Source organism: Nocardia araoensis NBRC 100135, assembly GCF_000308435.1.
GTDB lineage: Bacteria > Actinomycetota > Actinomycetes > Mycobacteriales > Mycobacteriaceae > Nocardia > Nocardia araoensis.
This window is the reverse complement of sequence record NZ_BAFR01000039.1, coordinates 1-20,703: the sequence shown is the minus strand read 5'-3', so window position 1 is coordinate 20,703 and position 20,703 is coordinate 1. Positions and strand designations below refer to the sequence as shown.

The following is a 20,703-nucleotide window of genomic DNA, read 5'->3' as shown; positions in this document are numbered from 1 at the left end:
TGCTCCGCGGGAGCGGCGGTCTTGGCGGGCGCACCGGCCTTCGCGGGGGCGTCGGCCTTGGCGGTTGCCGCGGACCTGGCCTCGCTCTTGGCGGGCTTCTCCACCTTCGCCGCCTTGCCCGCGGCCTGATTTTCCTTGATGGCGGCGATCAGATCGCCCTTGCGCATCCCGGAGGTGCCTCGGATACCGAGCTCCCCCGCGAGCGCGCGCAACTGCGGCAACAACATTCCAGTCAGCCCCGATCGTGCGACGTCGGTGTGTTCGCTCATCTTCGAAATCTGTCCGGATTCACTTTCGCGCTCGCCCGTCGGGTTCGATTCCACGCCGGGTGTCGCGAGCAGGTCCGTATCTGTCACGGAAATCCTTTCCTTCCCTCGATCGCCGTGTGCTGTTTCGAGGGTTCGTCCCGCAGCCCGGGCATTCTGCCGGACTGGGATGCGTCCGTCCGGGCGCTGTGTGCCGTATCACCTGCCCCGCCGGACCGGCGGCTTCTCCACCGTTGGTGAAAGGTGGGGAGAGATCATTCCAGTTGCGCAGCTACGCAGCACCCCCATGGCCTGGAGGCTCGAGCCTGGAGCCTGCTGGAGCGATTGCCCTGATGAAGCACCGGCGTCTGATGCGCACGATGTACGGACCTGCCCAGAATAGCTGTCCATTGCGAATCTCGGCAAGACAGACTCGCCGTCAGTCGACCAGGACGCCTTCGGCGATTCCCGGCTCCACCACACGCAGGCCCTCGGCCGCCGCCAGTTCGCGGAGTTCCGCGGGAAATTTGCTGGTCCCCAGGGCCAGGATGGTCGGTCCCGCCCCCGAGACGGTGGCCGCGATCCCCGCCGTGCGCAGGCGGGTGATCCAGGCGGTGGTCAACGGCAGCGCGGGCGCGCGCTGGGCCTGGTGCAGCCGGTCCGCGGTGGCGGGAAGCAGCAGGTCCGGGCGCTGGGTGAGGGCCACCACGGCCAGCGCGGCGCGGCTGACGTTGAACGCCGCGTCGCCGTGGGGCACGACGTTGGGCAGCAGGCCGCGGGTATGCGAGGTGGACGAGCGCTCCTCCGGGATCAGCACGACCGGGCGCAGTGCCGCGTGCGCCTCCAGCCGCACCGCTCGGTAGACGCGACCGTGGTACTCCGTGCCAGGGGCCTCGTCGGCGGGGTGATCGCTCTCGGTCCACGAGACCACGACCCCGCCGAGCACACTGGCCGCCGCGTTGTCCGGATGTCCCTCGAATTCCGCCGCCAGCTGCACCATTCGGTCGGCGGACGTGGCCAGCGCCGAGTCCAGCTTCGCGGCAAGGGCGCACCCGGCGGCCAGCCCGCCGACCACCGCCGAGGCCGAGGAGCCGAGGCCCCGCGAATGCGGAATCACGTTGCGGCACACCACATCGAGACCGTCGGCCCACACCCCGGCCGACTCGAGGCCGCGCTCGATCGCGCGGACCACGAGATGCGAAGGGCCCCAAGGCACATCATCGGCGCCCTCGCCCTCCACCCGGATGGTGAGCCCGGAATCGGTGGTGCGCACCTGGATTTCGTCGTAGATCCCCAATGCCATACCGAGCGAGTCGAACCCGGGACCGAGGTTCGCGGTGGACGCGGGCACCCTGGCGGTCACGGTGAGACCTGCGGGCAGCGTCGCGCTCATGACCTGGCTGTCGCGCGAATTCAACTCAGGCCAGCTCTAATTCGGCGGCGACCGCGACCGGGTCGACCCCGATCGGCTGCACCTGCGGCATGCCCGACAGCGCGGTGTCGGGGTCTTTCAGACCGTTGCCGGTCACGGTGCACACCACGGTGAGCCCGGCATCCAGCCAGCCCTCCTTGCGTGCGGCGAGCACACCGGCGACGCTGGCCGCCGACGCGGGCTCGACGAACACGCCCTCGGTGGCCGCGACCAGGCGGTACGCGTCGAGGATCTCCTCGTCGGTGGCGGCGCGGAACGCGCCACCGGACTGCTCCTTGGCCTCGACCGCGCCGTTCCAGGAGGCGGGCGCGCCGATCCGGATCGCGGTGGCGATGGTCTCGGGTTCCTTCACCGGGGCGCCGTTGACCAGCGGGGCGGCGCCCGCGGCCTGCACGCCGAGCATGCGCGGCAGTCCGCCGGTGACGCCGTCGGCGTAGTACTCCCGGTAGCCACGCCAGTACGCGGTGATGTTCCCCGCGTTCCCGACGGGAAGGGCGTGCACGTCGGGGGCCTTGCCGAGCACGTCGCAGATCTCGAAGGCCGCCGTCTTCTGGCCCTCGATGCGGGCCGGGTTCACCGAGTTCACCAGGCCGATGCTGGGGAAATCAGCGGTGACCTTGCGGGCGAGTTCGAGGCAGTCGTCGAAGTTGCCCTGCACCTGGATGATCTTCGCGCCGAGCATCACGGCTTGGGCCAGCTTGCCCATCGCGATCTTGCCCTGCGGGATCAGCACGGCGCAGCTCATGCCGGCACGGGTGGCGTACGCCGCGGCGGATGCCGAGGTGTTGCCGGTGGACGCGCACAGCACCGCCTTCTGGCCGCGGTACTTGGCGTCGGTCATCGCCATCGTCATGCCGCGGTCCTTGAACGAGCCGGTCGGGTTCAGGCCCTCGACCTTCAGGTAGACCTCGCAGCCGGTGATCTCGGACAGATGCGGCGCGGGCACCAGTGGCGTTCCGCCTTCGAACAGCGTGACCGGCTCCCAGTCGGCCGCGCCCGCGAGCCGGTCGCGGTAGGCCGCGATCAGGCCGGGCCAGCGGGAGTGCACTCCGGCCTGGGGTGCGACACCGGTCGCACGCCCGCCCGCCTCCCGGCCGCCGCCCCTCATGGAGTCGCTGCGCGACGCTGTGGTCATTCTTCGGTGCCTTCCAATCTCAGAACGCTGGTCACGGATGTGACGGATGCCATTTCCGCCAGTGCGGCCACGGTGTCCGCGAGCGCCGACTCCACGGCGTGGTGGGTCACCACGACCAGGCGCGCACCCGAGCCGTGCCCTTCTTGACGGACGGTCGAGATGCTCACCCCGTGTTTGGCGAATTCGCCCGCCACCGCGGCGAGGACTCCAGGACGGTCCTCGACCTGCAGGTTCACGTGATAGCGGGTGGGCGTATCGCCGATCGGCGCGATCGGTAGCTCAGCATAAACCGATTCGCCGGGAGCGCGACCCCCATAGAACTTGTTCCGTGCCGCCATCACCAGATCACCGAGTACGGCCGACGCGGTCGGAGCGCCACCCGCGCCCTGGCCGTAGAACATCAACCGCCCGGCGTTGTCCGCCTCGACGACCACCGCGTTGAACGCGCCGTTCACCGCCGCCAAGGGGTGCTTGCGGGGGATGAGCGCCGGGTAGACGCGCACCGAGACGCGCTCTTTGCCGCCGTCCTCCGGACCCGGCTCGCCGGGGCCCGCGTCCACCCGCTCGCAGATGGCGAGCAACTTGACGGTGCAGTCGAGCGCCGAGGCGGTCTCCAGATCCTCGGCCGTGATCCGCGAGATGCCCTCGCGGTAGACGTCGGCGGCGGTGACCCGGGTGTGGAACGCCAGCGAGGCGAGGATGGCGGCCTTGGCCGCGGCGTCGTAACCCTCCACATCGGCGGTCGGGTCGGCTTCCGCGTAGCCCAGCCGGGTGGCCTCGGCCAGCGTCTGCGAGTAGTCGGCGCCGGTCTCGTCCATCGCGGAGAGGATGAAGTTGGTGGTGCCGTTGACGATGCCCACGACCCGGTTCACCCGGTCGCCCGCCAGCGACTGGATCAACGGGCGAACCACGGGGATGGCGCCCGCGACGGCGGCCTCGAAGTACAGGTCGGCGCGGCTGGCTTCGGCGGCGGCGGCGAGCTCGCCGGTGTAGTCGGCCAGAAGCGCCTTGTTCGCGGTCACCACGGATTTGCCCGCGTTCAGAGCGGCCAGGATCAACCGGCGCGGCGGATCGATGCCGCCGATCACCTCGACCACCAGGTCGACGTCGTCGCGGGCGACCAGCGCGTCCGCGTCGGCGGTCAGCAGGTCCGCGGGGATGCCGCGGTCGGTGTCGAGGTTGCGCACGGCCACACCGCGGAGCACCACCGGCGCGCCGACGCGGGAACGTAGGTCCTCGGCGTGCTCACGCAGGATGCGCACGACCTCGGTACCCACATTGCCCATGCCGAGGACCGCCACCCCGATCGGGCGATCGATCCCCCACACGCCGTTCTTCGCGTTGACCGTCACGCTTCCACCTCCAAGCTGAGCAGGTCCGCCACCGTTTCCCGGCGCAGAATCAGACGCGGCTGTCCATCCCGCACCGCGACGACCGCGGGACGGGTCAACTGGTTGTACCGGCTGGACATCGAGTAGCAGTACGCGCCGGTGGCGGCGACGGCGATCAGGTCGCCGGGGCCGACGTCGGCGGGCATCCAGGTGTCCCGAATGACGATATCGCCGCTCTCGCAATGCTTTCCGACAACGCGCGCGACCACCGGCCCGGCCTGCGACGACCGCGACACCAGGCGGCAGTCGTAGTCGGCCTGGTACAGCGCGGGCCGGATGTTGTCGCTCATGCCGCCGTCGACGCTCACGTAGCGGCGGCGCAGACCGGCGTCCAACGAGACGTCCTTGATGGTGCCGACCTCGTAGAGGGTCACCGTACCCGGCCCCGCGATGGCGCGACCGGGCTCCACCGCGATCGTCGGCGTGGGCAGGCCCGCGCGGTCGGCTTCGGCGGCGACCAGTTCGCGCAGGTTCGCCGCGAACCGGTCCAGCGGCGGCGGGTCGTCCGACGGCAGATACGAAATGCCGAGGCCGCCACCGAGATCCAGCGTCGCGATCTGCGCGGTGCGCTCTATGCCGAACTTGTCGATGGCCTCGCGGAGCAGGCCGAGCATGCGCCGCGCGGCGATCTCGAAGCCGTCGATCTCGAAGATCTGCGAGCCGATGTGGCTGTGCAGGCCGACCAGGCGCAGGTTGTCGGCGTCGAAGACGCGCGCGAGCGCCTCCATCGCGTCACCGCCCGCGATCGAGAAGCCGAACTTCTGATCCTCGTGCGCGGTCGAAATGTATTCGTGGGTATGCGCTTCCACGCCGACGGTGACCCGGACCAGCACGTCCTGCACCACGCCTGCGCGGGCGGCGACGGCTTCCAGTCGCTCGATCTCGATGAGCGAGTCGACCACCACGTGGCCGACGCCCGCCGATACCGCGGCTTCCAGTTCCTCGACGGACTTGTTGTTGCCGTGCAACGCGATTCGCTCGGCGGGGAAGCCCGCGTGCAACGCGATGGCGAGTTCGCCGCCGGAGCAGACGTCCAGCGAGAGGCCCTCGTCCCGGATCCAGCGGGCGACCTCACCGCACAGGAACGCCTTGGACGCGTAGTGGACTCGCGCGTTCGCCCCGAACGCGCGGACCATGTCGCGGCAGCGGGAACGGAAGTCGTCCTCGTCCACCACGAACAGCGGGGTGCCGTACCGCTCGGCCAGCTCGTACACCGGCACGCCCGCCAGGTGCACCACGCCCGCGGCGTCGCGGGTGGCGTTACGCGGCCACACGTTCGCGGGCAGGTCGATCATCTGCTTCGGATCGCTCGGACGCTCCGGGAGGTTCGGCGCGTGCGGGATCTCGGCATGCCGGGGACCGGCGGGATGCGCGCTCATAACTGCTCCTCGCTGCGCTCGCTCACTTTCGCTCCCTTCCTCGCTCTGGTCGACCGGCCGGTCACATGCGCTCCGGCGCGCTGACGCCGAGCAGGCCCAAGCCGTTGGCCAAGACCTGGCGCGTGGCGTTGACCAGAGCGAGCCTGGCCGCGTTCGTCGGCGAGACGGGGTCGTCGCCCAGCGGCAGGACGCGCAGGTTCTTGTTGGTCTGGAAACGGTGGTAGGCGCCTGCCAGTTCCTCCAGGTAACGGGCCACCCGGTGCGGTTCGCGCAGGCTCGCCGCGCTCGCCACCACGCGCGGGTATTCGCCGAGGGTGCGGATCAGCTCGCCTTCCTCCTCGGCCGACAGCAGCGCGAGGTCGGCGGCGACGGAGTCGTAATCGAACTCGGCGGCGTTGCGCGCGATGGACGCGGTCCGCGCGTGCGCGTACTGCACGTAATAGACCGGGTTCTCGTTGCTCTGGCTGGCCCACAGGTTCAGATCGATGTCGATGCTGGAGTTCACCGACGAACGCACCAGCGAGTACCGCGCCGCGTCCACGCCGATCGCCTCGACCAGATCGTCGAGCGTGACCACGGTGCCCGCGCGCTTGCTCATCTTCACCGCGACGCCGTCGCGCAGCAGGTTCACCATCTGCCCGATCAGCACCTCCACGGTGGCCGGGTCGTCGCCGAACGCGGCCGCGGCGGCCTTCAGCCTGCCGATGTAACCGTGGTGGTCGGCGCCGAGCATGTAGATGCACAGGTCGAAGCCGCGGGCGCGCTTGTCCTGGAAGTAGGCGATGTCACCGGCGATGTAGGCGGCCTTGCCGTCGCTCTTGATGACCACCCGGTCCTGGTCGTCACCGTATTCCGAGCTGGCGATCCACCAGGCGCCGTCCTTCTCGTACAGGTCGCCGGAGTTCTTCAGCCGCTCCACCGCCTGCTCGACCGCGCCCGAGGCGAACAGCGAGCTCTCGTTGAAGTAGACGTCGAAGTCGGTGCCGAACTCGTGCAGCGACTCCTTGATGTGCGCGAACATCAGCTCGACGCCCTCGGCCCGGAACAGCTCGAGGCGCTCGGCCTCCGGCTTGCCCAGTACGTCGGGGTTGGCGGCCACGATCTTGTCGGCGATCTCGCCGATGTACGCGCCCGCGTACCCGTTCTCCGGGGTCGGCGCGCCGGTGGCGGCCGCGACCAGCGAGGCGGCGAACCGATCGATCTGCGCGCCGTGGTCGTTGAAGTAGTACTCGCGCACCACGTCCGCGCCCTGCGCGGCCAGGATGCGGCCGAGCGCGTCGCCGACCGAAGCCCACCGGGTACCGCCCAAGTGCACGGGACCGGTCGGGTTGGCCGAGACGAACTCGAGGTTGATCCGGGCGCCCTTCAGCGCCTCCGCGGTGCCGTACGCGGCGCCCGCGGCGAGTATCCGCTCGATGATCGCGCCCTGCGCGGAGGCCGCGAGACGAATGTTCAGGAATCCGGGCCCGGCGACCTCCGCCGCGGCGACGCCGTCGGCGTGGGCCAGCGCGTCGGCCAGCCAAGTGGCCAGATCACGCGGCTTGGTTCCGGCGCGCTTGGCCACCTGCATCGCGACATTCGTGGCATAGTCGCCGTGTTCGGGGTTGCGGGGACGCTCCACGGTGACCTCGTCGGGCAGGACCGCGGGGTCCAGTCCACGTTCGACAAGCACCTTCGCCGCGGTCGAGCGAAGGAGATCTGCAAGGTCAGCTGGAGTCACGAGTCTCTATCCTATGGTCTTGGCGGGTGTACACCTCGGGTGGGCACTGCGCAGCCAGCGGATCCATCCACGTCGAAAGAGCACACTGAGCGATGCCTAGCAGTCCCAGCGCCAAATCGGCCAAGGCCGCCAAGGCCGCGGCGAAGTTGTCGGCTCCCCGCAAGCGCGGCGGACAAGGACCGCTTCCGAAGAAGAATCGCCAAGTCCCCTGGCTGGCCATCGGCGCGGCCGTAGCAATCATCGCATTGATCGGCGCGCTGGCTTACAACCTGGTCCCCAAGTACCGGGAAAAGGCCGACCTGGACAAGTACACGCCGAGCGCGCAGCACAAGGATCCGTCCGACGGGATCGCGGGCGTGGTGAAGAAGGAGTACCCCGCCGGGTTGCACATCACTTCGAGCCAGCGCGTCGCCTACGACCAGGCCCCGCCGTTCGGCGGCCCGCACGACCAGTCCTGGGCCACCTGCACCGGCGTGGTCTACAACAAGCCGATCCGGGTGGAGAACGCGGTGCACTCGCTCGAGCACGGCGCGGTGTGGATCACCTACAACCCGGACAAGGTGAACGCCGACGGCATCGCGACGCTGAAGGCGAAGGTCGAGGGCAAGCCGTACACGATGATGTCGCCCTACCCCGGCATGGACTCCGCCGTCTCCTTGCAGTCCTGGGGGCACCAGCTGAAGCTGGACAGCCCCGACGACAAGCGCGTCGGCCAGTTCATCACGGCGCTGCGGCTGAACAACTACGCCTACCCCGAGGTCGGTGCGGACTGCTCGACCATCGTCTTCGACACCGACAACCCGCCGCCGTTCGACCCGACGCCGCCCGGACCCGACGCGGTGCCGATGGACGGCAAGGGCTTGCAGCAGGATCAGACCGAACTCGGCGGCATGTCCGGGGGCCTGCCGGGTGTGCCCGGCGTGCCCGGTCTTCCCGGGCTTCCCGGTGTGCCCGGCGCTCCGGCACCCGCGCAGCCCGCGCCCGTTCCGCCCGCGCCCGCGCAGCCCGCTCCTGGCGCGGGGCAGTAGTGGCCGGCGATCAGGGAGGCGCCGATCGCAGCGCCACCGGGTCCGGCGAACCGACGACAGCCGCCGGCACCGGAGTCACCGAGTCCGGCGATCTCCAAGCCGCCGGGTCCGGCGATCGCGCAACAGCCGCAGGGTCCGGTACCGAGGAAGCCGGCAGGCCCGAGAGTGTCGGATCATCGAGATCGGGCGATCGAAAGGCATACGTCGAATCCGATAGCGGAGCATCCGCCGGGTCGCCCTCGCCCGAAGCACCTGCCGGATCGGGCGATCGCCGAGCTACCGCATCCGAACGCGAAGCATCCGACGGATCCGATGACCGCGAAGCATCGGGCGTCGGCGGACAGTTCCGCCGCCAGCGCACCGCGCTGCTGACCCTCGGCATCATCGGCGCCATCCTGATCGGCTTCGCGATCGGCGTGCTGGCCCGGATTCCGCTGAACGGTTCCACCGAGCCGGACCCGGGCCCGGTCGACGTCGGTTTCAGCCAGGACATGTCGGCGCACCACGCCCAAGCCGTCGAAATGGCGGGCGTGCTGCTGGTTCGTTCCACCGACACCGAGGTACGCCGCCTTGCCTACGACATCCTCACCACCCAGCAGAGCCAGATCGGGCGCATGCAGGGCTGGTTGCAGCTGTGGGGCGAACCCGCGCAGAGCGTCGACGGGTTCATGGGTTGGATGGCCGAGCCGATGAGCGGCCACGATCATTCCGGTGCCGACACGCCCCACCACTCCGGTCCGGTGTCGACCATGCCCGGCATGGCCACCCCCGCCGAACTCGCCGCGCTCCGCCAGGCCACCGGCCCCAAGCTGGACACGATGTTCCTCCAGCTCATGCTGCGCCATCACCAGGGCGGCCTGTCGATGATCGACTACGCCGCCCAGCACGCCGACACCACAGCGGTGCGCACCCTGGCCGAAACCATGGCCACCACCCAGCGCGGCGAATCCGACCTGATGACCACCATGCTCACCGCCCGGGGCGCCGCCCCCCTCCCATGACGCGAAACCCCGCCGCCGTCCGCCCTTTTTGGCGGACGGCCGCCGATACGATAGGCTGACCCAGCCCGATCGGACCGCCATCCCGGCCCCGACCGAGCCCTATCCCGCCCTCGTAGCTCAGGGGATAGAGCGTCTGCCTCCGGAGCAGAAGGCCGCAGGTTCGAATCCTGCCGAGGGCACCAAGAGAAAGGCCCCATGACCAGCACGCTCGCTGGCTGGGGCCTTTCTCGTCCGTTCCTCAGCCCGCCTCGATGACACGAGACGACACAACCTCGCCCGAAGTCCTCGCCTCCTCCCTCAGCGCCGAACTTCAGATATGACCGGCTCGTCCCCCACTTCTATCCAGCGCTGCTGGATGAGTACGCCGATCGGCTGGTCCACGTGTTCCAGACCGTGCGATGGTGGCAGATCGCCGGACGATTCGCCTCTTCAGCCCTTTTCGGCATACGTGACGGCATGACTGTGGACAAACTCGCCCTCCGCTTGGCCTGTGCAGAACTGCTTCCATCGGGAGTGAAGCATCTCGCCTGGGCGGTGAAGTCACCGATCCAGCGTTCATCCGGCCTGATCTCCGTCCTCGCGACCGCCGCCCGGTCGCACGCCGCCGGCCTTCCAGGAGCACGAACGTACTCGGACCCCATGACCGAGGATGCCGAAGCCGTAGCAGCACGCTTGTATCTCTCGATCGTGGAGAACAGCTAGCGATACCGCTCGGCCGTCGCTACGCGCGTTGTGCGAGGTGTTGCCAAATTTCGCCTCCGACCTGCCTCCGGGGCAGCAGGCCGCCGGTTGCCGAGGGCACGCGACACAATGGCTCCCGACCGGATTCCTCTGGTCAGAAGCCATCGCCGTGCCTGCCTTCGACCGCGCTCAGCTGCTGCCGAACACGCCATTCGGCAGGACGCCGTGGAGCAGACGCCAGAGCGGATCATTGCCGCGACCGTTGTCGTGATCCCCCGGCCAATCTTTGCCTCGGAAGTCGAGAAGGTCGTCCCAGCGGTCGTGCCCGATTTCCGTGCCGACCGCACCGGACGTCGCCGGAGCGGCCGAGGCCGGAATAGTCGATATCGTCAGGGGAACAGCGGCGATTGCTCCAGCGACGATTGCGCGTGCCAATATCCGACGCGCAGCGGTGGATGTGGTTGCCGAAAACACCGGCAGATCCTTTCTAGCGACAGTAGAGCGTGCACCCGTTCGCCTCGATCGATGCGATGCGACAGGAGCAGGCCAGTGATCGACAGCGCACAGGTACGGGTGTCGAGTCACCAGCCCGGATCGACCGTACCCCGACGTTGTCACAGAGGAACCGTACGGGACGAAATGCCCCGCTCCCCGGCTCTGCCTGCGGTGCCGCGTCAGTCCAGTAGGCGGTGACAGACGCTCGCGTCCGCGCCGCGACCGTATGCCCGCTCGAAGTCCGCATAGTCCGGGTCTATTGTGTTGTCCAGGTAGTACGGGACGAGAGCAGCCTCGACGCTGTTGCACACCCACGTCTCACCCGATCCACTGTTTCGCAGCTGGAAGGTGATCCAGTGGTGGCCGGTCAGGGGAGCGCCCGCCGAGGCCGTGCATTCGCGACCTTTGACGGAGCCGGAGTGCGGTAGGTCGATCGTATAGCCGCAGGTGTAGGTCGGCAGAGTTTGCGCCTCCGCGGCGGGGGCGGCCACCAGACCGGCGGTAGCGGCCAGCAGGAATATCGGCAGTCCGAGTCGGATCGTGCGGGTTGGGTTCATCGCGGTTCCTGTTCGAAAGAGAATTCAGAACTTCTCGGCACTCATCAGCAGCAGCTGTCGCGCGCACCGTGCGGTCAGATCGGGCGGCAGTTGCTCGCGTTCACACCGGCGTTGAGCACCGCCTCCGCCTCGGACGATCCCATTCCCGGATGGATCGGCTTGCCGAGGTACGGGAACACGCCACCGCACTCCCATTTCTCACCGGTGACGGTGTTCTCCATCCGGACCGGATAGAAGTGATTGCCGTCCAGCGGAGCGCCTGGAGACGCCACGCATTTGCGCGCGCGCATCGAGTTGAACACCACGAGGTAGCTGGTGATCGGCGTGTACTCGCAGGTATAGGTCGGAAGCTGGGGCTGCGACACGGCGGTGGGAGCCGTCGCCAGACCAGCGGTCGCGGCCAGCACGAGCACGGGAAGTCCTAGGAGGGTCAGGCGGCTTGTGATCATCAAGGCTCCTACGCAGAACGAAATCACTGTCGCGCGACCCTCACAGGACGGCCTGAAGAAATCCTTAACGAATGGTAAGCACGGACGGTCGACCGGCGGCGCGATCGATACCACCAAGCGAGACGAGATGTTGCAGCGCACGAGGTTTGGTGACCACACCGTCCTCTGGCAGATCGAGCCAGGGGCCCGGATCTCGATCGAAACACTGATCGACCATGCGGCGACGACCCCGGCCTAACGGATGAGAATGGACGGCTCGATCGTCGGCATCCCGAACGGCGACCCCGGCGTGACCTTCTTCGGGGAGGGCGACCACCGCCCCGACCTCGCCCAGGTCCGCGAGTGGTTCCCCGAACGCTTCCACCTCTGGGACGCGGTGAAATCCGACTATTGGAACGTTGTAGCCCCGCGCCGATAACGCGAGTGGCACACCACGGATGCGATGGTATGGGGACTATGTGAGGCGGTGGGCGTCTGGGCAGGTGGAGGAGGAGCGTGAACAGGATTGGCTGATGCTGGGACGCGGCGCGGGTGGGTAGTGCGCTGGGGCGTGGCGGGGGTTCTGGTAGCCGCCGCGGTGGTCGGGATCGTCGTGGTGGCCGGGATCAGCGGGAGTAGGCCGCCGTTCGATCCGGACGCGGTGCCGGGCACTCAAGTCGTCTGGGTGACGGCCCACGCGGGAGCCGATCGGGGGACGTTGGAATTGTGGCAGCGGAACCGGTTCAGGCGGTGGGAGCGGACGTTGACGGCGCCCGCCTGGGTGGGCAAGGCAGGGATTTCCCGGGAGGCACACGAGGGGGCGGCGTATACGCCGGAGGGCACGTTCGCGTTGACCGAAGGCTTCGGCCGATTGCCGCACGCCGAGGCGAAGCTCCCCTACCTGGCGGTGGACCCGTCGAATAACTGGTGGTGGGTGTCGGATACGGAGAGCCCGCTGTACAACCAGAGATATCGATGCGCCGAGGGCGAGTGCCCGTTCGACACCACCGTCAGCGAGAATCTCGGCCGGACCGACCCGCAATACAACTACGCGCTGGTCATCGACTACAACCGGTTTCCGGTCGTGCCGAAGCGGGGCTCGGCCTTCTTCGTCCACGTCGAGGCGGGCAGGCCGACGGCGGGGTGCGTCGCGGTGGGCGATGACGTGATGCGCACGCTGCTGGCCACCCTCGAACCGTCGAGGAAGCCAGTGATCGGCATGTACGCGGTCTGAATCAGCCGTGTCGTTGCCCGCGTCCTGCTCGGCGGCGCCGGGCTCAGCGCAACGACACCCCTTCGCCTCCGCGTTGCACCGGCCACCGGCCATGCGCAGCTCGCCGACAGCTGCGGCACGTGGATGAGGCCCTCTACGGATGCCGCATGCACAAGAGAAGGGCCCCGGACCGGAACCCTTCTCGAATGGTTGGATGTTTTCGCCGGTTCATTGAGGATTCATCAACACGCTGTACGAGCAACCGCCATGCACGTGGATGAGGCCTTTCGGAATGCCGCGCACACAAGAGAAGAGCTCCGGAAGCCGGAGCCCTTCTCGAATGGCTGGGTGCCGTCTGCGGCGCGACGATTACGGCAGGGGTTCGGTGAGTTTGCCGGTGGGACTGAAGACGCCCGCGTTGGTGAGGTAGGTGAAGGCGGGAGCTGTGAAGCCGGGCTGGAGGAAGTAGAAGTGGGCCTTGGTGACGGCGCCGTTCTCGGTGGCGTCGCAGAGGGCTTGCAGGGCGGTGGGGTCGACGGTGACGGCGGTGAGTTTGCCCGCTTCGTAGTCCATGTCCACCCACTTGGCGTGGATGGCGGCGCTCATGACGCTGCCGGTGAAGTCCTCCCGGTCCGAGGCGGCGCTGAGGCTGAGTTCGAGGCCGTCGTCGAGGTCGGTCGGGGTGTGCTGCCAGCGGCCGTACTCCCACCAGCGCACGAAGCTGACGGGGCCTTCGACGCCGCCGGGGAGCTTCGTCGTCGGTTCCACGGAGCGCACCCAGGCGGGCGCAGCGGCCAGCGGATCGTAGGAGGTCCCGGCGACCTCGTTGTCCTCGTCCCTCCCGAATAGCAACGCGCGGTCATCGGGATATCTGACCAGCGAGTACCAATTGCCCTCACCGTCGTCGTTGATCAGCCGGCCGCCTTCCACTCTGGCCGTCTGCCCGATCTCCTGTCCGCTCGCGGCCCGATCGGTGTGGGTAGCGGCGGTGATCACGTCCAAGACGGTCACGCGCGCCCACAGCACCTCGGGATGCGGCAACTGAAATCCCATGCCGGGCAACGTATCACCGGCCCACTACGGCGACAACCGGGCCGGCAATCGACGGGACAACCCATTCCGGCCACGGCGCGCCGGGTAGCAAACCAGGCGGCACAGGGCATTGGCAGTGATCATGCGAATACAGGGCGAACAGGCAAATTCACGGCAATGGATCCGGCTCGGTTCGTGCGACATCCCCGTGTGCCGATCGAGCCGATTCCGGTCCGGATTGTCCGGTATCGCGCGGACGCAGCGCGTAGGCGGGGACCAACTGATCGCGCACCTGCAAGTCGGGGCGACCGTCGGCGAATTGGATGCTGTAGTTCACCCGGCCCATCCAGTCGCCGTCGACGGTGGGCAACCAGTGCGTCAGGGTTCCGGGACGCTCGCCGCGCATGATGACCCCGGCGCCGTTCACGTGCCGCGGCGTTCCGGGATCGCGTACCAGGATCGCGTCCAGCCGCACCCATACCGGCCGTGGCGGGTAGGTCAGCGTCCGGTAGTAGTGACCGGTCCGGCTCGGGTAGACCAGCTCGGGTTCCGTTCCTTCGGTTCGCGGCGTTTCATCGCTTATCGAACCCATGTTCGAATGTTAGCCGGACATATGCGGCAAGCACCAGGCAACCCCGGCGCGAATCGGCGGCGTGATGACGGCCACACTGCCGTCACGGCCGCCTTCTAGTATGTTCGTTCTAGAACGATCACACTAGAAGGAGCGCGACATGTCGGCGAAGTTCGAGATCGTGAAGGGTTTCTACGCCGCGACGCAGACCGGCGACGGACCGGCGATCCTGTCCCTGCTGCATCCGGAGTTCGAGGCTCGCACCGCACCGGGCCTGCCGTGCGGTGCGGGCGGCGTCTTCCACGGTCCGATTGCGGCGATGACGGGTATCTGGGGGCCGGTCGCGCGAGATTTCGACACTGCGCCGTACGACGAGACCTGGCAGGAGACCACCGCAGGCACCGTCGTGGTGACCGGGCACTATCGCGGCAGGGCCCGCGCCACCGGCCGCGAGTACGACGCGGAATTCGTGCATCTGTGGCAGGTCGACGACGAGGGCCGTATCACGCGGTTGCATCAGTACACCGACACCGCGCGCTGGCATGCCGCGTTGGACGACTGACGCGAAAGCTCCAGCACTTGCGCCCGGGACGATCGCCGTCGCGCCGACACGCGCATAGACGGGGAACGCGCCGCCATCCTGTGCCGGAACACGTCAGAAGCCGACCCCCGCCCGCTCCCCGACAGCCGAACACGACGCCATCCTGCGCGGAACCGCATCAGGAGCCCGATCACCGTCCCGCCACTGCACAACCTGACCGAACGATCCGGCCCGGTTTGGTTTCCGGTCACCCGGGCACGCTTTTGCCGTAGCGATGTAGGCACCGGGGGCAGACCGGAGGACGACATGGCTTATCCACCGGGCGGGCAACCGCCGGATGACCGACCGCCGCAGCCGCCCTCTGGCTACCCGCCGCCCGGACCGGGGCAACCTCCTCCACCACCCGGACCGGGTTATCCCCCACCTGCCTACCCGCCCTGGGGATATCCACCACAACCCCAGAAGAGCCACACCGGCCTGATCGCCGGCTTGGTGGTGATAGTCGTGCTGATGATCGCGGGCGCGCTGATCGCCGGCATCTTCCTGACCACGCAGGGCAAAGGCCCGCTCGCCTCGGACGAGAAGCGGATCGAGCTCGCGATCCGCGACTTCTACGAGACTCTCGACCGGCGCGGCTTCCGCGCGGCGGCCGAGCAGGCCTGCGCCCGCGAACGCGCCGCGTTCGACGCGATGACCGAAAGCGAGAAGAAGGAATTCGACAGCACCTCGGTTTCGGTCACCATCGATAGGATCGAGGACATCGTCGTCACCGGGGACACCGCGACCGCGAAGGTCACCGGCAAACTCACCGTCGCGGTGCCCGGCGAGCAGCCCGATACCGAAACCAGCACGACCGAGCACCTGAGGAAAGAAGACGGCAAGTGGAAGGTCTGCTCCCCGGAGAACACGCGCTGATCGCATGCGCCCGCGCATGACATGCTGCGGCCCCAGCCGCAGGACCGTCCTCGGGGCGCTCGGCCTCGCCGCTCTGCTCCCGCTCGCCGGTCACACGAAACGAGCACGCGCCGAATCGAATACGACCATAGCGACCGATCTCGAAGTGGTGACGGTCACCGACACCTCGGTGATCCTCACCTGGACCACGCTCGCGCCCGACCCGGCCGGGCGCCTGCTGCCCGTCGACACCGACACCCAGGTCCGGATCGGTCCCGCCGACTCGCCACGCGCACCGGTACCGGTCTTCGCCGACGACCACCCGACACCCTTCCACTACGCCGAGATCGGCGGGCTCGAGCCCGGCCGCGCCTACCGCTTCGAAGCCTGGTCGGCGGGCCTGCGCGCCGCACCGGCGCTTTCGCTCACCACGGCCCACCCCGACGCGCCGGAAGCGCGCGGCGAGTTCACCACCCTGGTTCCGCCGCCCGGCCGCCTGCTGCGCACGCTGGCGCTGGCCAACGACGTGCACTACGGCGAGCAGGTCAGCGGACTGGTCGCGGGCGACCTGCCGCCGGGCTTCCGGCAGGACCCCGGCCTTCCGCCCTATCCCGAGGTGATGCTGGCCGCGATGCTGGACGACCTGCGCCGACCCGATCGCGGAGCCGAACTGTTGGTGCTGGCGGGCGACCTGACCGCCGAGGCCACCGAACACGACACTCGCACGGTGCGGGCCCGCCTGGACGCCTGGGGTGCGCTCGGCCACGATTACCTGGCGGTGCGCGGCAACCACGACCGTCCGCACGTGGGCGGTGAATACGCCGGTTGCGCCCCCGCGCCGGCCGATCACCGCGATTGCTGGGCCGATGTCTTCTCACCCCGGCAGGAACTGGTCGAACACGAGGTCGGCGGGCTGCGGGTGCTGGGATTGGACACCAGCCGACTCGATGGCGCGGGCGGGTCCATCGAGCGCCCGCAGTTCGATCACCTCGCCGAACGGCTGCGCACCGACCCGGACCGGCCGACGCTGGTGTTCGGTCATCACCCGGTCACGACGGAGTCCGGACTGACCAACCTCGCCGGACCGGGATTCGTGCTCGACGGACGCGACAGCGCCGAGTTGCAGGCGCTCTACACCCGCAGCCCCGGAGTGTTCCTCCAGCACAGCGGCCACACCCACCGCAATCGCCGCACCAGGCCGGACGCGCCGTGCGCGGTGGAATTCCTGGAGGTCGCCGCGGTCAAGGAGTATCCGGGCGGCTACAGCCTGCTGCGCCTCTACGAGGGCGGCTACATGGTCAATTTCCACAAGACCCGGACCGAGGACGCCCGGCGCTGGAGCGCGCTCACCCGCGGCGAGTACTTCGGACTGCAACCGGATTACACGCTCGGCACCTGCGCCGATCGCAATCACGTTGTGGCGCGCGACTTCTCGGGGCTGACGTAACGGGAGCGACAAATCCCAGCGGCTGCGAACGTTCCCGCATGTCGGACGCGGTATCTTCCTTAGGTAAGGCTCAACATATGCATGGGTGACGCGGTCGGAAGGACGAGGATGAAGCCGGTCAGATGGAAGACGATTGCCGCCGGATTGGTCCTCACCATGACGGCGCTCGGCGGTACGGCTTGCTCCAATTCCTCCGACGACGCGAACGAGATCACCGTCTACAACGCGCAGCACGAGTCGCTCACCAAGGAGTGGGCCGAGCAATTCACCAAGGAGACCGGCATCAAGGTGACATTGCGCCAGGGCGGCGACACGGCGCTGGGCAACCAGTTGGTCGCCGAGGGCGCCGCCTCGCCCGCCGACGTCTTCCTCACCGAGAACTCCCCCGCCATGGCGCTGGTGGAGAACGCGGGCCTGTTCGCCGACGTGGACGCCGAGACCCTGGCGCAGGTGCCCGCGCAGTTCCGGCCGTCCACCGGCAAGTGGACCGGCGTCGCCGCGCGGTCGACGGTCTTCGTCTACAACAAGAACAAGGTCCAGCCCGGTCAGCTGCCCGCCTCCCTGCTGGATCTGGCGCAACCGCAGTGGAAGGGCCGCTGGGGCGCGGGCGTCTCCGGCGCCGACTTCCAGGCCATCGTGGCGGCCCTGCTGGCGCTGAAGGGTGAGGACGTCACCCGCGCCTGGCTGAAGGGCATGAAGGAGAACGCGACGCCGTTCCCGAACAACGTCGCCACCATGAAGGCGGTCAATTCCGGCAGTCCGGACGGCGGCGTCATCTACCACTACTACTGGTACCGCGACCAGGCGAACACGAAGGAGAGCAGCGCCGATACCGCCCTGCACTACTTCAAGAACCAGGACCCGGGAGCCTTCGTCAGCGTCTCCGGCGGCGGCGTGCTGAAGGCGAGCAAGAAGCAGGAGGCGGCGCAGAAGTTCCTGGCGTTCATCGTCGGCAAGACGGGGCAAGAGGTGCTGCGCGACGGCACGTCGCTGGAATACCCGGTCGCCGCGGGCGTGGCCGCGAATCCGGCGCTGCCGCCGCTGGCCGATCTCCAGGCCCCGGCGGTCGATCCGTCCAAGCTGGACTCGAAGAAGGTCACGCAGCTGATGACCGAAGCGGGTCTGCTGTAGCCGTGGCACTGCGGACCGCTGTCGCCGCGCCCCGGGTCGGCAGGCCGGGGCCGGTGGTCACGGGCGTCGCGCTGCTGCTGGTGGCGGCGACGTTCGTGCCGCTCGGTTACATCGTTTCGACCGTCTTCTCCACCGGCCTGGAGCAGGCGGCGGAGCTGGTGTTCCGTCCCAGAGTCGGTGAGCTGCTGCGCAACACGGCCGCGTTGGTCGTGTGCACCGTGCCGATCTGCGTGGCGCTCGGCGTGGGGCTGGCCTGGGTGGTCGAACGCACCGACGTGCCGGGGAAGTCGTGGTGGGGGCCGGTTTTCGCGGCGCCGCTCGCGGTTCCCGCGTTCGTCAACAGCTATGCCTGGGTCAGCGTCTTTCCCACCATGCACGGCCTGTGGGCGGGCGTGGTGATCTCGACGATGTCCTACTTCCCGCTGGTCTATCTGCCCGCGGCGGCCACGCTGCGCCGCCTGGATCCCGCCGTGGAGGAATCGGCGCGGGCGCTCGGCTCTGGCCCGGTCGCGGTGTTCGCGCGGATCGTGCTGCCGCAACTGCGCCTGGCGATCCTCGGTGGCGGGCTGCTCATCGGGCTGCATCTGCTCGCCGAGTACGGCGCCTTCGTGATGGTCCGGTTCGACACGTTCACCACGGCGATCTTCGAGCAGTACCAGTCCAGCTTCGCCGGTCCGGCGGGCAGCATGCTGGCCGGCGTGCTCGTGCTGTGCTGTCTTGCGCTGCTCGGCGCCGAGGCGGGGCTACGCGGCCGGGCCCGCTACGCGCGGATCGGTAGCGGGGCACCGCGTGCCGCCACCCGGATCCGGCTGGGCGTCGGCACACTGCCGGTGCTGGCCGTGCTCGTCGCGGTGACGGCGGGCGCGCTGGGCGTTCCGCTGTGGACCATCGGGCGCTGGTTGCGCATCGGCGGCGCGGCGGTGTGGGATCTCACCGACATCGGCAACGCGCTCGGGCAGACGATCGGCCTCGCGGCCGTCGCCGCACTGCTCACCACTCTGTGCGCGTTCCCGGTCGCGTGGATCGCAGTGCGTTCCACCTCGGCGTTCGCCCGGCTGATCGAGGGCGCGAACTACATCACCAGTTCGCTGCCCGGCATCGTGATCGCGCTGGCCATGGTGACCGTGACCATCCGGTGGGCGCCCGCGCTCTACCAGACGGCGGGCATGGTGATCGCCGCCTATCTCCTGCTGTTCCTGCCCCGCGCCCTGGTCAGCGTGCGAGCCGGGCTCGCCCAGGTTCCGGTCGGCCTGGAGGAGGCGTCCCGGTCACTGGGCAGATCGGGGCCCGCGACGTTCTTCCTGGTCACGTTGCGTCTCGCCGCGCCGGCCGCGGCTGCCGCCGCCGCACTGGTGTTCGTCGCCGTGGCGACCGAGCTGACCGCGACCCTGCTGCTGGCGCCCAACGGGACCCGCACGCTGGCGATGCGGTTCTGGGGCCTTTCCGGCGAATTGGACTACGCGGGCGCCGCGCCGTACGCCCTGATCATGATCGTCGCCGCGGTGCCGGTGACGTATCTGCTGTTCACCAACTCGCGGAAGGCGGCAGGGATATGAGTCGCGTTGTCGTCGCCGATGTCTCGAAGACCTTCGGCCACACCCGGGTGCTCGGCGGGATCACGCTCGACGTGCCCGACCACACCGCGACCGCGGTGGTCGGGTCGTCCGGGTGCGGTAAGACCACTTTGCTGCGCGTGATCGCCGGATTCGAGTCGCCGGATACGGGTTCGGTGTCGATCGGAACGGAAACCGTTGTCGGTGAACGCGTCTCGGTCCCGCCGCAGCGCCGCAACATCGGTTACGTCGCCCAGGACGGGGCGCTGTTCCCGCATCTGACCGTCGGCCAGAACATCGCCTACGGACTGCCCGGCCTGCGCCGCCACAGCCGCGGGCGGGTGCGCGAACTGCTGGAGATGGTGTCGCTGGACGCGTCCTATGCCGACCGGCGGCCGCATCAGCTCTCCGGCGGCCAGCAGCAGCGCGTCGCGCTGGCCCGCGCGCTGGCGCGCAAGCCGTCGGTGATGCTGTTGGACGAGCCGTTCAGCGCGCTGGACGCGGGCCTGCGCGCGACGACCAGGCAGGCGGTGGCCGACACGCTGCGCGAGGCGGGCATGACCAGCATCCTGGTGACGCACGACCAGGAGGAGGCGCTCAGTTTCGCCGACCAGGTGGCGGTGATGCGAGAGGGGCGCTTCACCCAGGTCGGCACGCCGGAGGAGGTCTACGCCACGCCGAAGGACCTGTTCACCGCCCGGTTCCTCGGTGACTGTGTGCTGCTGGACGCGGTGGTCGAGGCGGACGTGGCCAAGTGCGCGCTGGGCCGGATCCCGGTGCAGCGCGATGCCGTGAGCGGACCGGCGACGATCATGCTGCGACCGGAACA

Annotated in this window: 23 protein-coding genes and 1 tRNA gene; 13 read left to right on the top strand and 11 right to left on the bottom strand. The window is 68.8% G+C overall.

The features are described 5' to 3' along the window. From ON21_RS05865 to argS, 6 genes are all read right to left on the bottom strand, one after another. The coding region (locus tag ON21_RS05865; protein WP_174372130.1) for a Rho termination factor N-terminal domain-containing protein at positions 1-269 on the bottom strand (269 nt) is incomplete at its 3' end. Positions 270-684: 415 nt separating this feature from the next. After that, positions 685-1,638 carry a homoserine kinase gene (thrB, locus tag ON21_RS05860; protein WP_039796332.1) on the bottom strand — a complete coding sequence of 318 codons (954 nt, stop codon included), beginning with the start codon at positions 1,636-1,638 and terminating at the stop codon, positions 685-687. Positions 1,639-1,663: 25 nt separating this feature from the next. Continuing rightward, entirely contained in the window at positions 1,664-2,785 is a 1,122-nt protein-coding gene (thrC, locus tag ON21_RS05855; protein WP_051020394.1) for a threonine synthase, read from the bottom strand. A gap of 23 nt (positions 2,786-2,808) precedes the next feature. After that, on the bottom strand, positions 2,809-4,164 hold the full coding sequence (locus ON21_RS05850) for a homoserine dehydrogenase (RefSeq protein ID WP_083880414.1): 1,356 nt from the start codon (positions 4,162-4,164) through the stop codon (positions 2,809-2,811). Next, positions 4,161-5,582, bottom strand: coding sequence for a diaminopimelate decarboxylase (gene lysA, locus ON21_RS05845; protein ID WP_039796325.1), 1,422 nt, complete (start codon positions 5,580-5,582; stop codon positions 4,161-4,163). The genes ON21_RS05850 and lysA overlap by 4 nt, the downstream gene beginning before the upstream one ends. A gap of 61 nt (positions 5,583-5,643) precedes the next feature. Then, positions 5,644-7,302 (bottom strand): arginine--tRNA ligase, encoded by a 1,659-nt coding sequence (gene argS / locus ON21_RS05840; protein WP_039796324.1) that lies wholly within the window; start codon positions 7,300-7,302, stop codon positions 5,644-5,646. A 92-nt stretch (positions 7,303-7,394) separates the two neighbouring features. Between argS and ON21_RS05835 the strand changes: the two genes are divergently transcribed. From ON21_RS05835 to ON21_RS05820, 4 genes are all read left to right on the top strand, one after another. Beyond that, positions 7,395-8,330, top strand: a complete 936-nt coding sequence (locus ON21_RS05835; protein ID WP_039796323.1) for a thioredoxin-like domain-containing protein — start codon at positions 7,395-7,397, stop codon at positions 8,328-8,330. 365 nt (positions 8,331-8,695) lie between these two features. Beyond that, entirely contained in the window at positions 8,696-9,331 is a 636-nt protein-coding gene (locus tag ON21_RS39865) for a DUF305 domain-containing protein (protein WP_051020392.1), read from the top strand. A gap of 106 nt (positions 9,332-9,437) precedes the next feature. Further along, positions 9,438-9,513 (top strand) — tRNA-Arg (locus tag ON21_RS05825). Between the two features lie 274 nt (positions 9,514-9,787). Continuing rightward, entirely contained in the window at positions 9,788-10,033 is a 246-nt protein-coding gene (locus ON21_RS05820) for a hypothetical protein (protein WP_169332674.1), read from the top strand. A 168-nt stretch (positions 10,034-10,201) separates the two neighbouring features. Here the strand turns inward: ON21_RS05820 and ON21_RS05815 are convergent, their stop codons facing one another. From ON21_RS05815 to ON21_RS05805, 3 genes are all read right to left on the bottom strand, one after another. Next, on the bottom strand, positions 10,202-10,486 hold the full coding sequence (locus tag ON21_RS05815; protein ID WP_157170731.1) for a hypothetical protein: 285 nt from the start codon (positions 10,484-10,486) through the stop codon (positions 10,202-10,204). Positions 10,487-10,686: 200 nt separating this feature from the next. Beyond that, on the bottom strand, positions 10,687-11,064 hold the full coding sequence (locus ON21_RS05810) for a hypothetical protein (RefSeq protein ID WP_039796320.1): 378 nt from the start codon (positions 11,062-11,064) through the stop codon (positions 10,687-10,689). A 74-nt stretch (positions 11,065-11,138) separates the two neighbouring features. Beyond that, positions 11,139-11,513, bottom strand: a complete 375-nt coding sequence (locus ON21_RS05805; protein WP_157170730.1) for a hypothetical protein — start codon at positions 11,511-11,513, stop codon at positions 11,139-11,141. On the opposite strand from ON21_RS05805, the gene ON21_RS38175 reads away from it, so the two are divergent. From ON21_RS38175 to ON21_RS05800, 3 genes are all read left to right on the top strand, one after another. Further along, complete coding sequence (locus tag ON21_RS38175; protein WP_157170729.1) at positions 11,506-11,751, top strand: hypothetical protein; 246 nt, start codon at positions 11,506-11,508, stop codon at positions 11,749-11,751. The genes ON21_RS05805 and ON21_RS38175 overlap by 8 nt on opposite strands. A 9-nt stretch (positions 11,752-11,760) precedes the next feature. Then, positions 11,761-11,931 carry a hypothetical protein gene (locus tag ON21_RS38170; RefSeq protein ID WP_157170728.1) on the top strand — a complete coding sequence of 57 codons (171 nt, stop codon included), beginning with the start codon at positions 11,761-11,763 and terminating at the stop codon, positions 11,929-11,931. 87 nt (positions 11,932-12,018) lie between these two features. Then, positions 12,019-12,726, top strand: a complete 708-nt coding sequence (locus tag ON21_RS05800; RefSeq protein WP_086006366.1) for a L,D-transpeptidase family protein — start codon at positions 12,019-12,021, stop codon at positions 12,724-12,726. A gap of 348 nt (positions 12,727-13,074) precedes the next feature. On the opposite strand, the gene ON21_RS05795 is transcribed toward ON21_RS05800, so the two are convergent. Next, positions 13,075-13,758: a hypothetical protein gene (locus ON21_RS05795; RefSeq protein WP_039796317.1), complete on the bottom strand. Its 684-nt coding sequence runs from the start codon at positions 13,756-13,758 to the stop codon at positions 13,075-13,077. A 148-nt stretch (positions 13,759-13,906) separates the two neighbouring features. Beyond that, positions 13,907-14,329: a hypothetical protein gene (locus tag ON21_RS05790; RefSeq protein WP_174372129.1), complete on the bottom strand. Its 423-nt coding sequence runs from the start codon at positions 14,327-14,329 to the stop codon at positions 13,907-13,909. A 139-nt stretch (positions 14,330-14,468) separates the two neighbouring features. Here ON21_RS05790 and ON21_RS05785 point away from each other — a divergent pair, with 139 nt between their 5' ends. The 6 genes from ON21_RS05785 to ON21_RS05760 all read left to right on the top strand — a co-directional run. After that, on the top strand, positions 14,469-14,870 hold the full coding sequence (locus ON21_RS05785) for a nuclear transport factor 2 family protein (RefSeq protein WP_039796316.1): 402 nt from the start codon (positions 14,469-14,471) through the stop codon (positions 14,868-14,870). 285 nt (positions 14,871-15,155) lie between these two features. Beyond that, on the top strand, positions 15,156-15,764 hold the full coding sequence (locus ON21_RS05780) for an Rv0361 family membrane protein (protein ID WP_039796315.1): 609 nt from the start codon (positions 15,156-15,158) through the stop codon (positions 15,762-15,764). A gap of 4 nt (positions 15,765-15,768) precedes the next feature. Continuing rightward, entirely contained in the window at positions 15,769-17,190 is a 1,422-nt protein-coding gene (locus ON21_RS05775) for a metallophosphoesterase (RefSeq protein WP_245562475.1), read from the top strand. A 108-nt stretch (positions 17,191-17,298) separates the two neighbouring features. Continuing rightward, positions 17,299-18,321 carry an iron ABC transporter substrate-binding protein gene (locus ON21_RS05770; RefSeq protein ID WP_039796313.1) on the top strand — a complete coding sequence of 341 codons (1,023 nt, stop codon included), beginning with the start codon at positions 17,299-17,301 and terminating at the stop codon, positions 18,319-18,321. A gap of 2 nt (positions 18,322-18,323) precedes the next feature. Next, positions 18,324-19,877, top strand: coding sequence for an ABC transporter permease (locus ON21_RS05765; protein ID WP_051020389.1), 1,554 nt, complete (start codon positions 18,324-18,326; stop codon positions 19,875-19,877). Next, positions 19,874-20,703: ABC transporter ATP-binding protein (locus ON21_RS05760; protein ID WP_039796312.1), on the top strand; the 830-nt coding region annotated here is incomplete at its 3' end. The genes ON21_RS05765 and ON21_RS05760, both read left to right, overlap by 4 nt.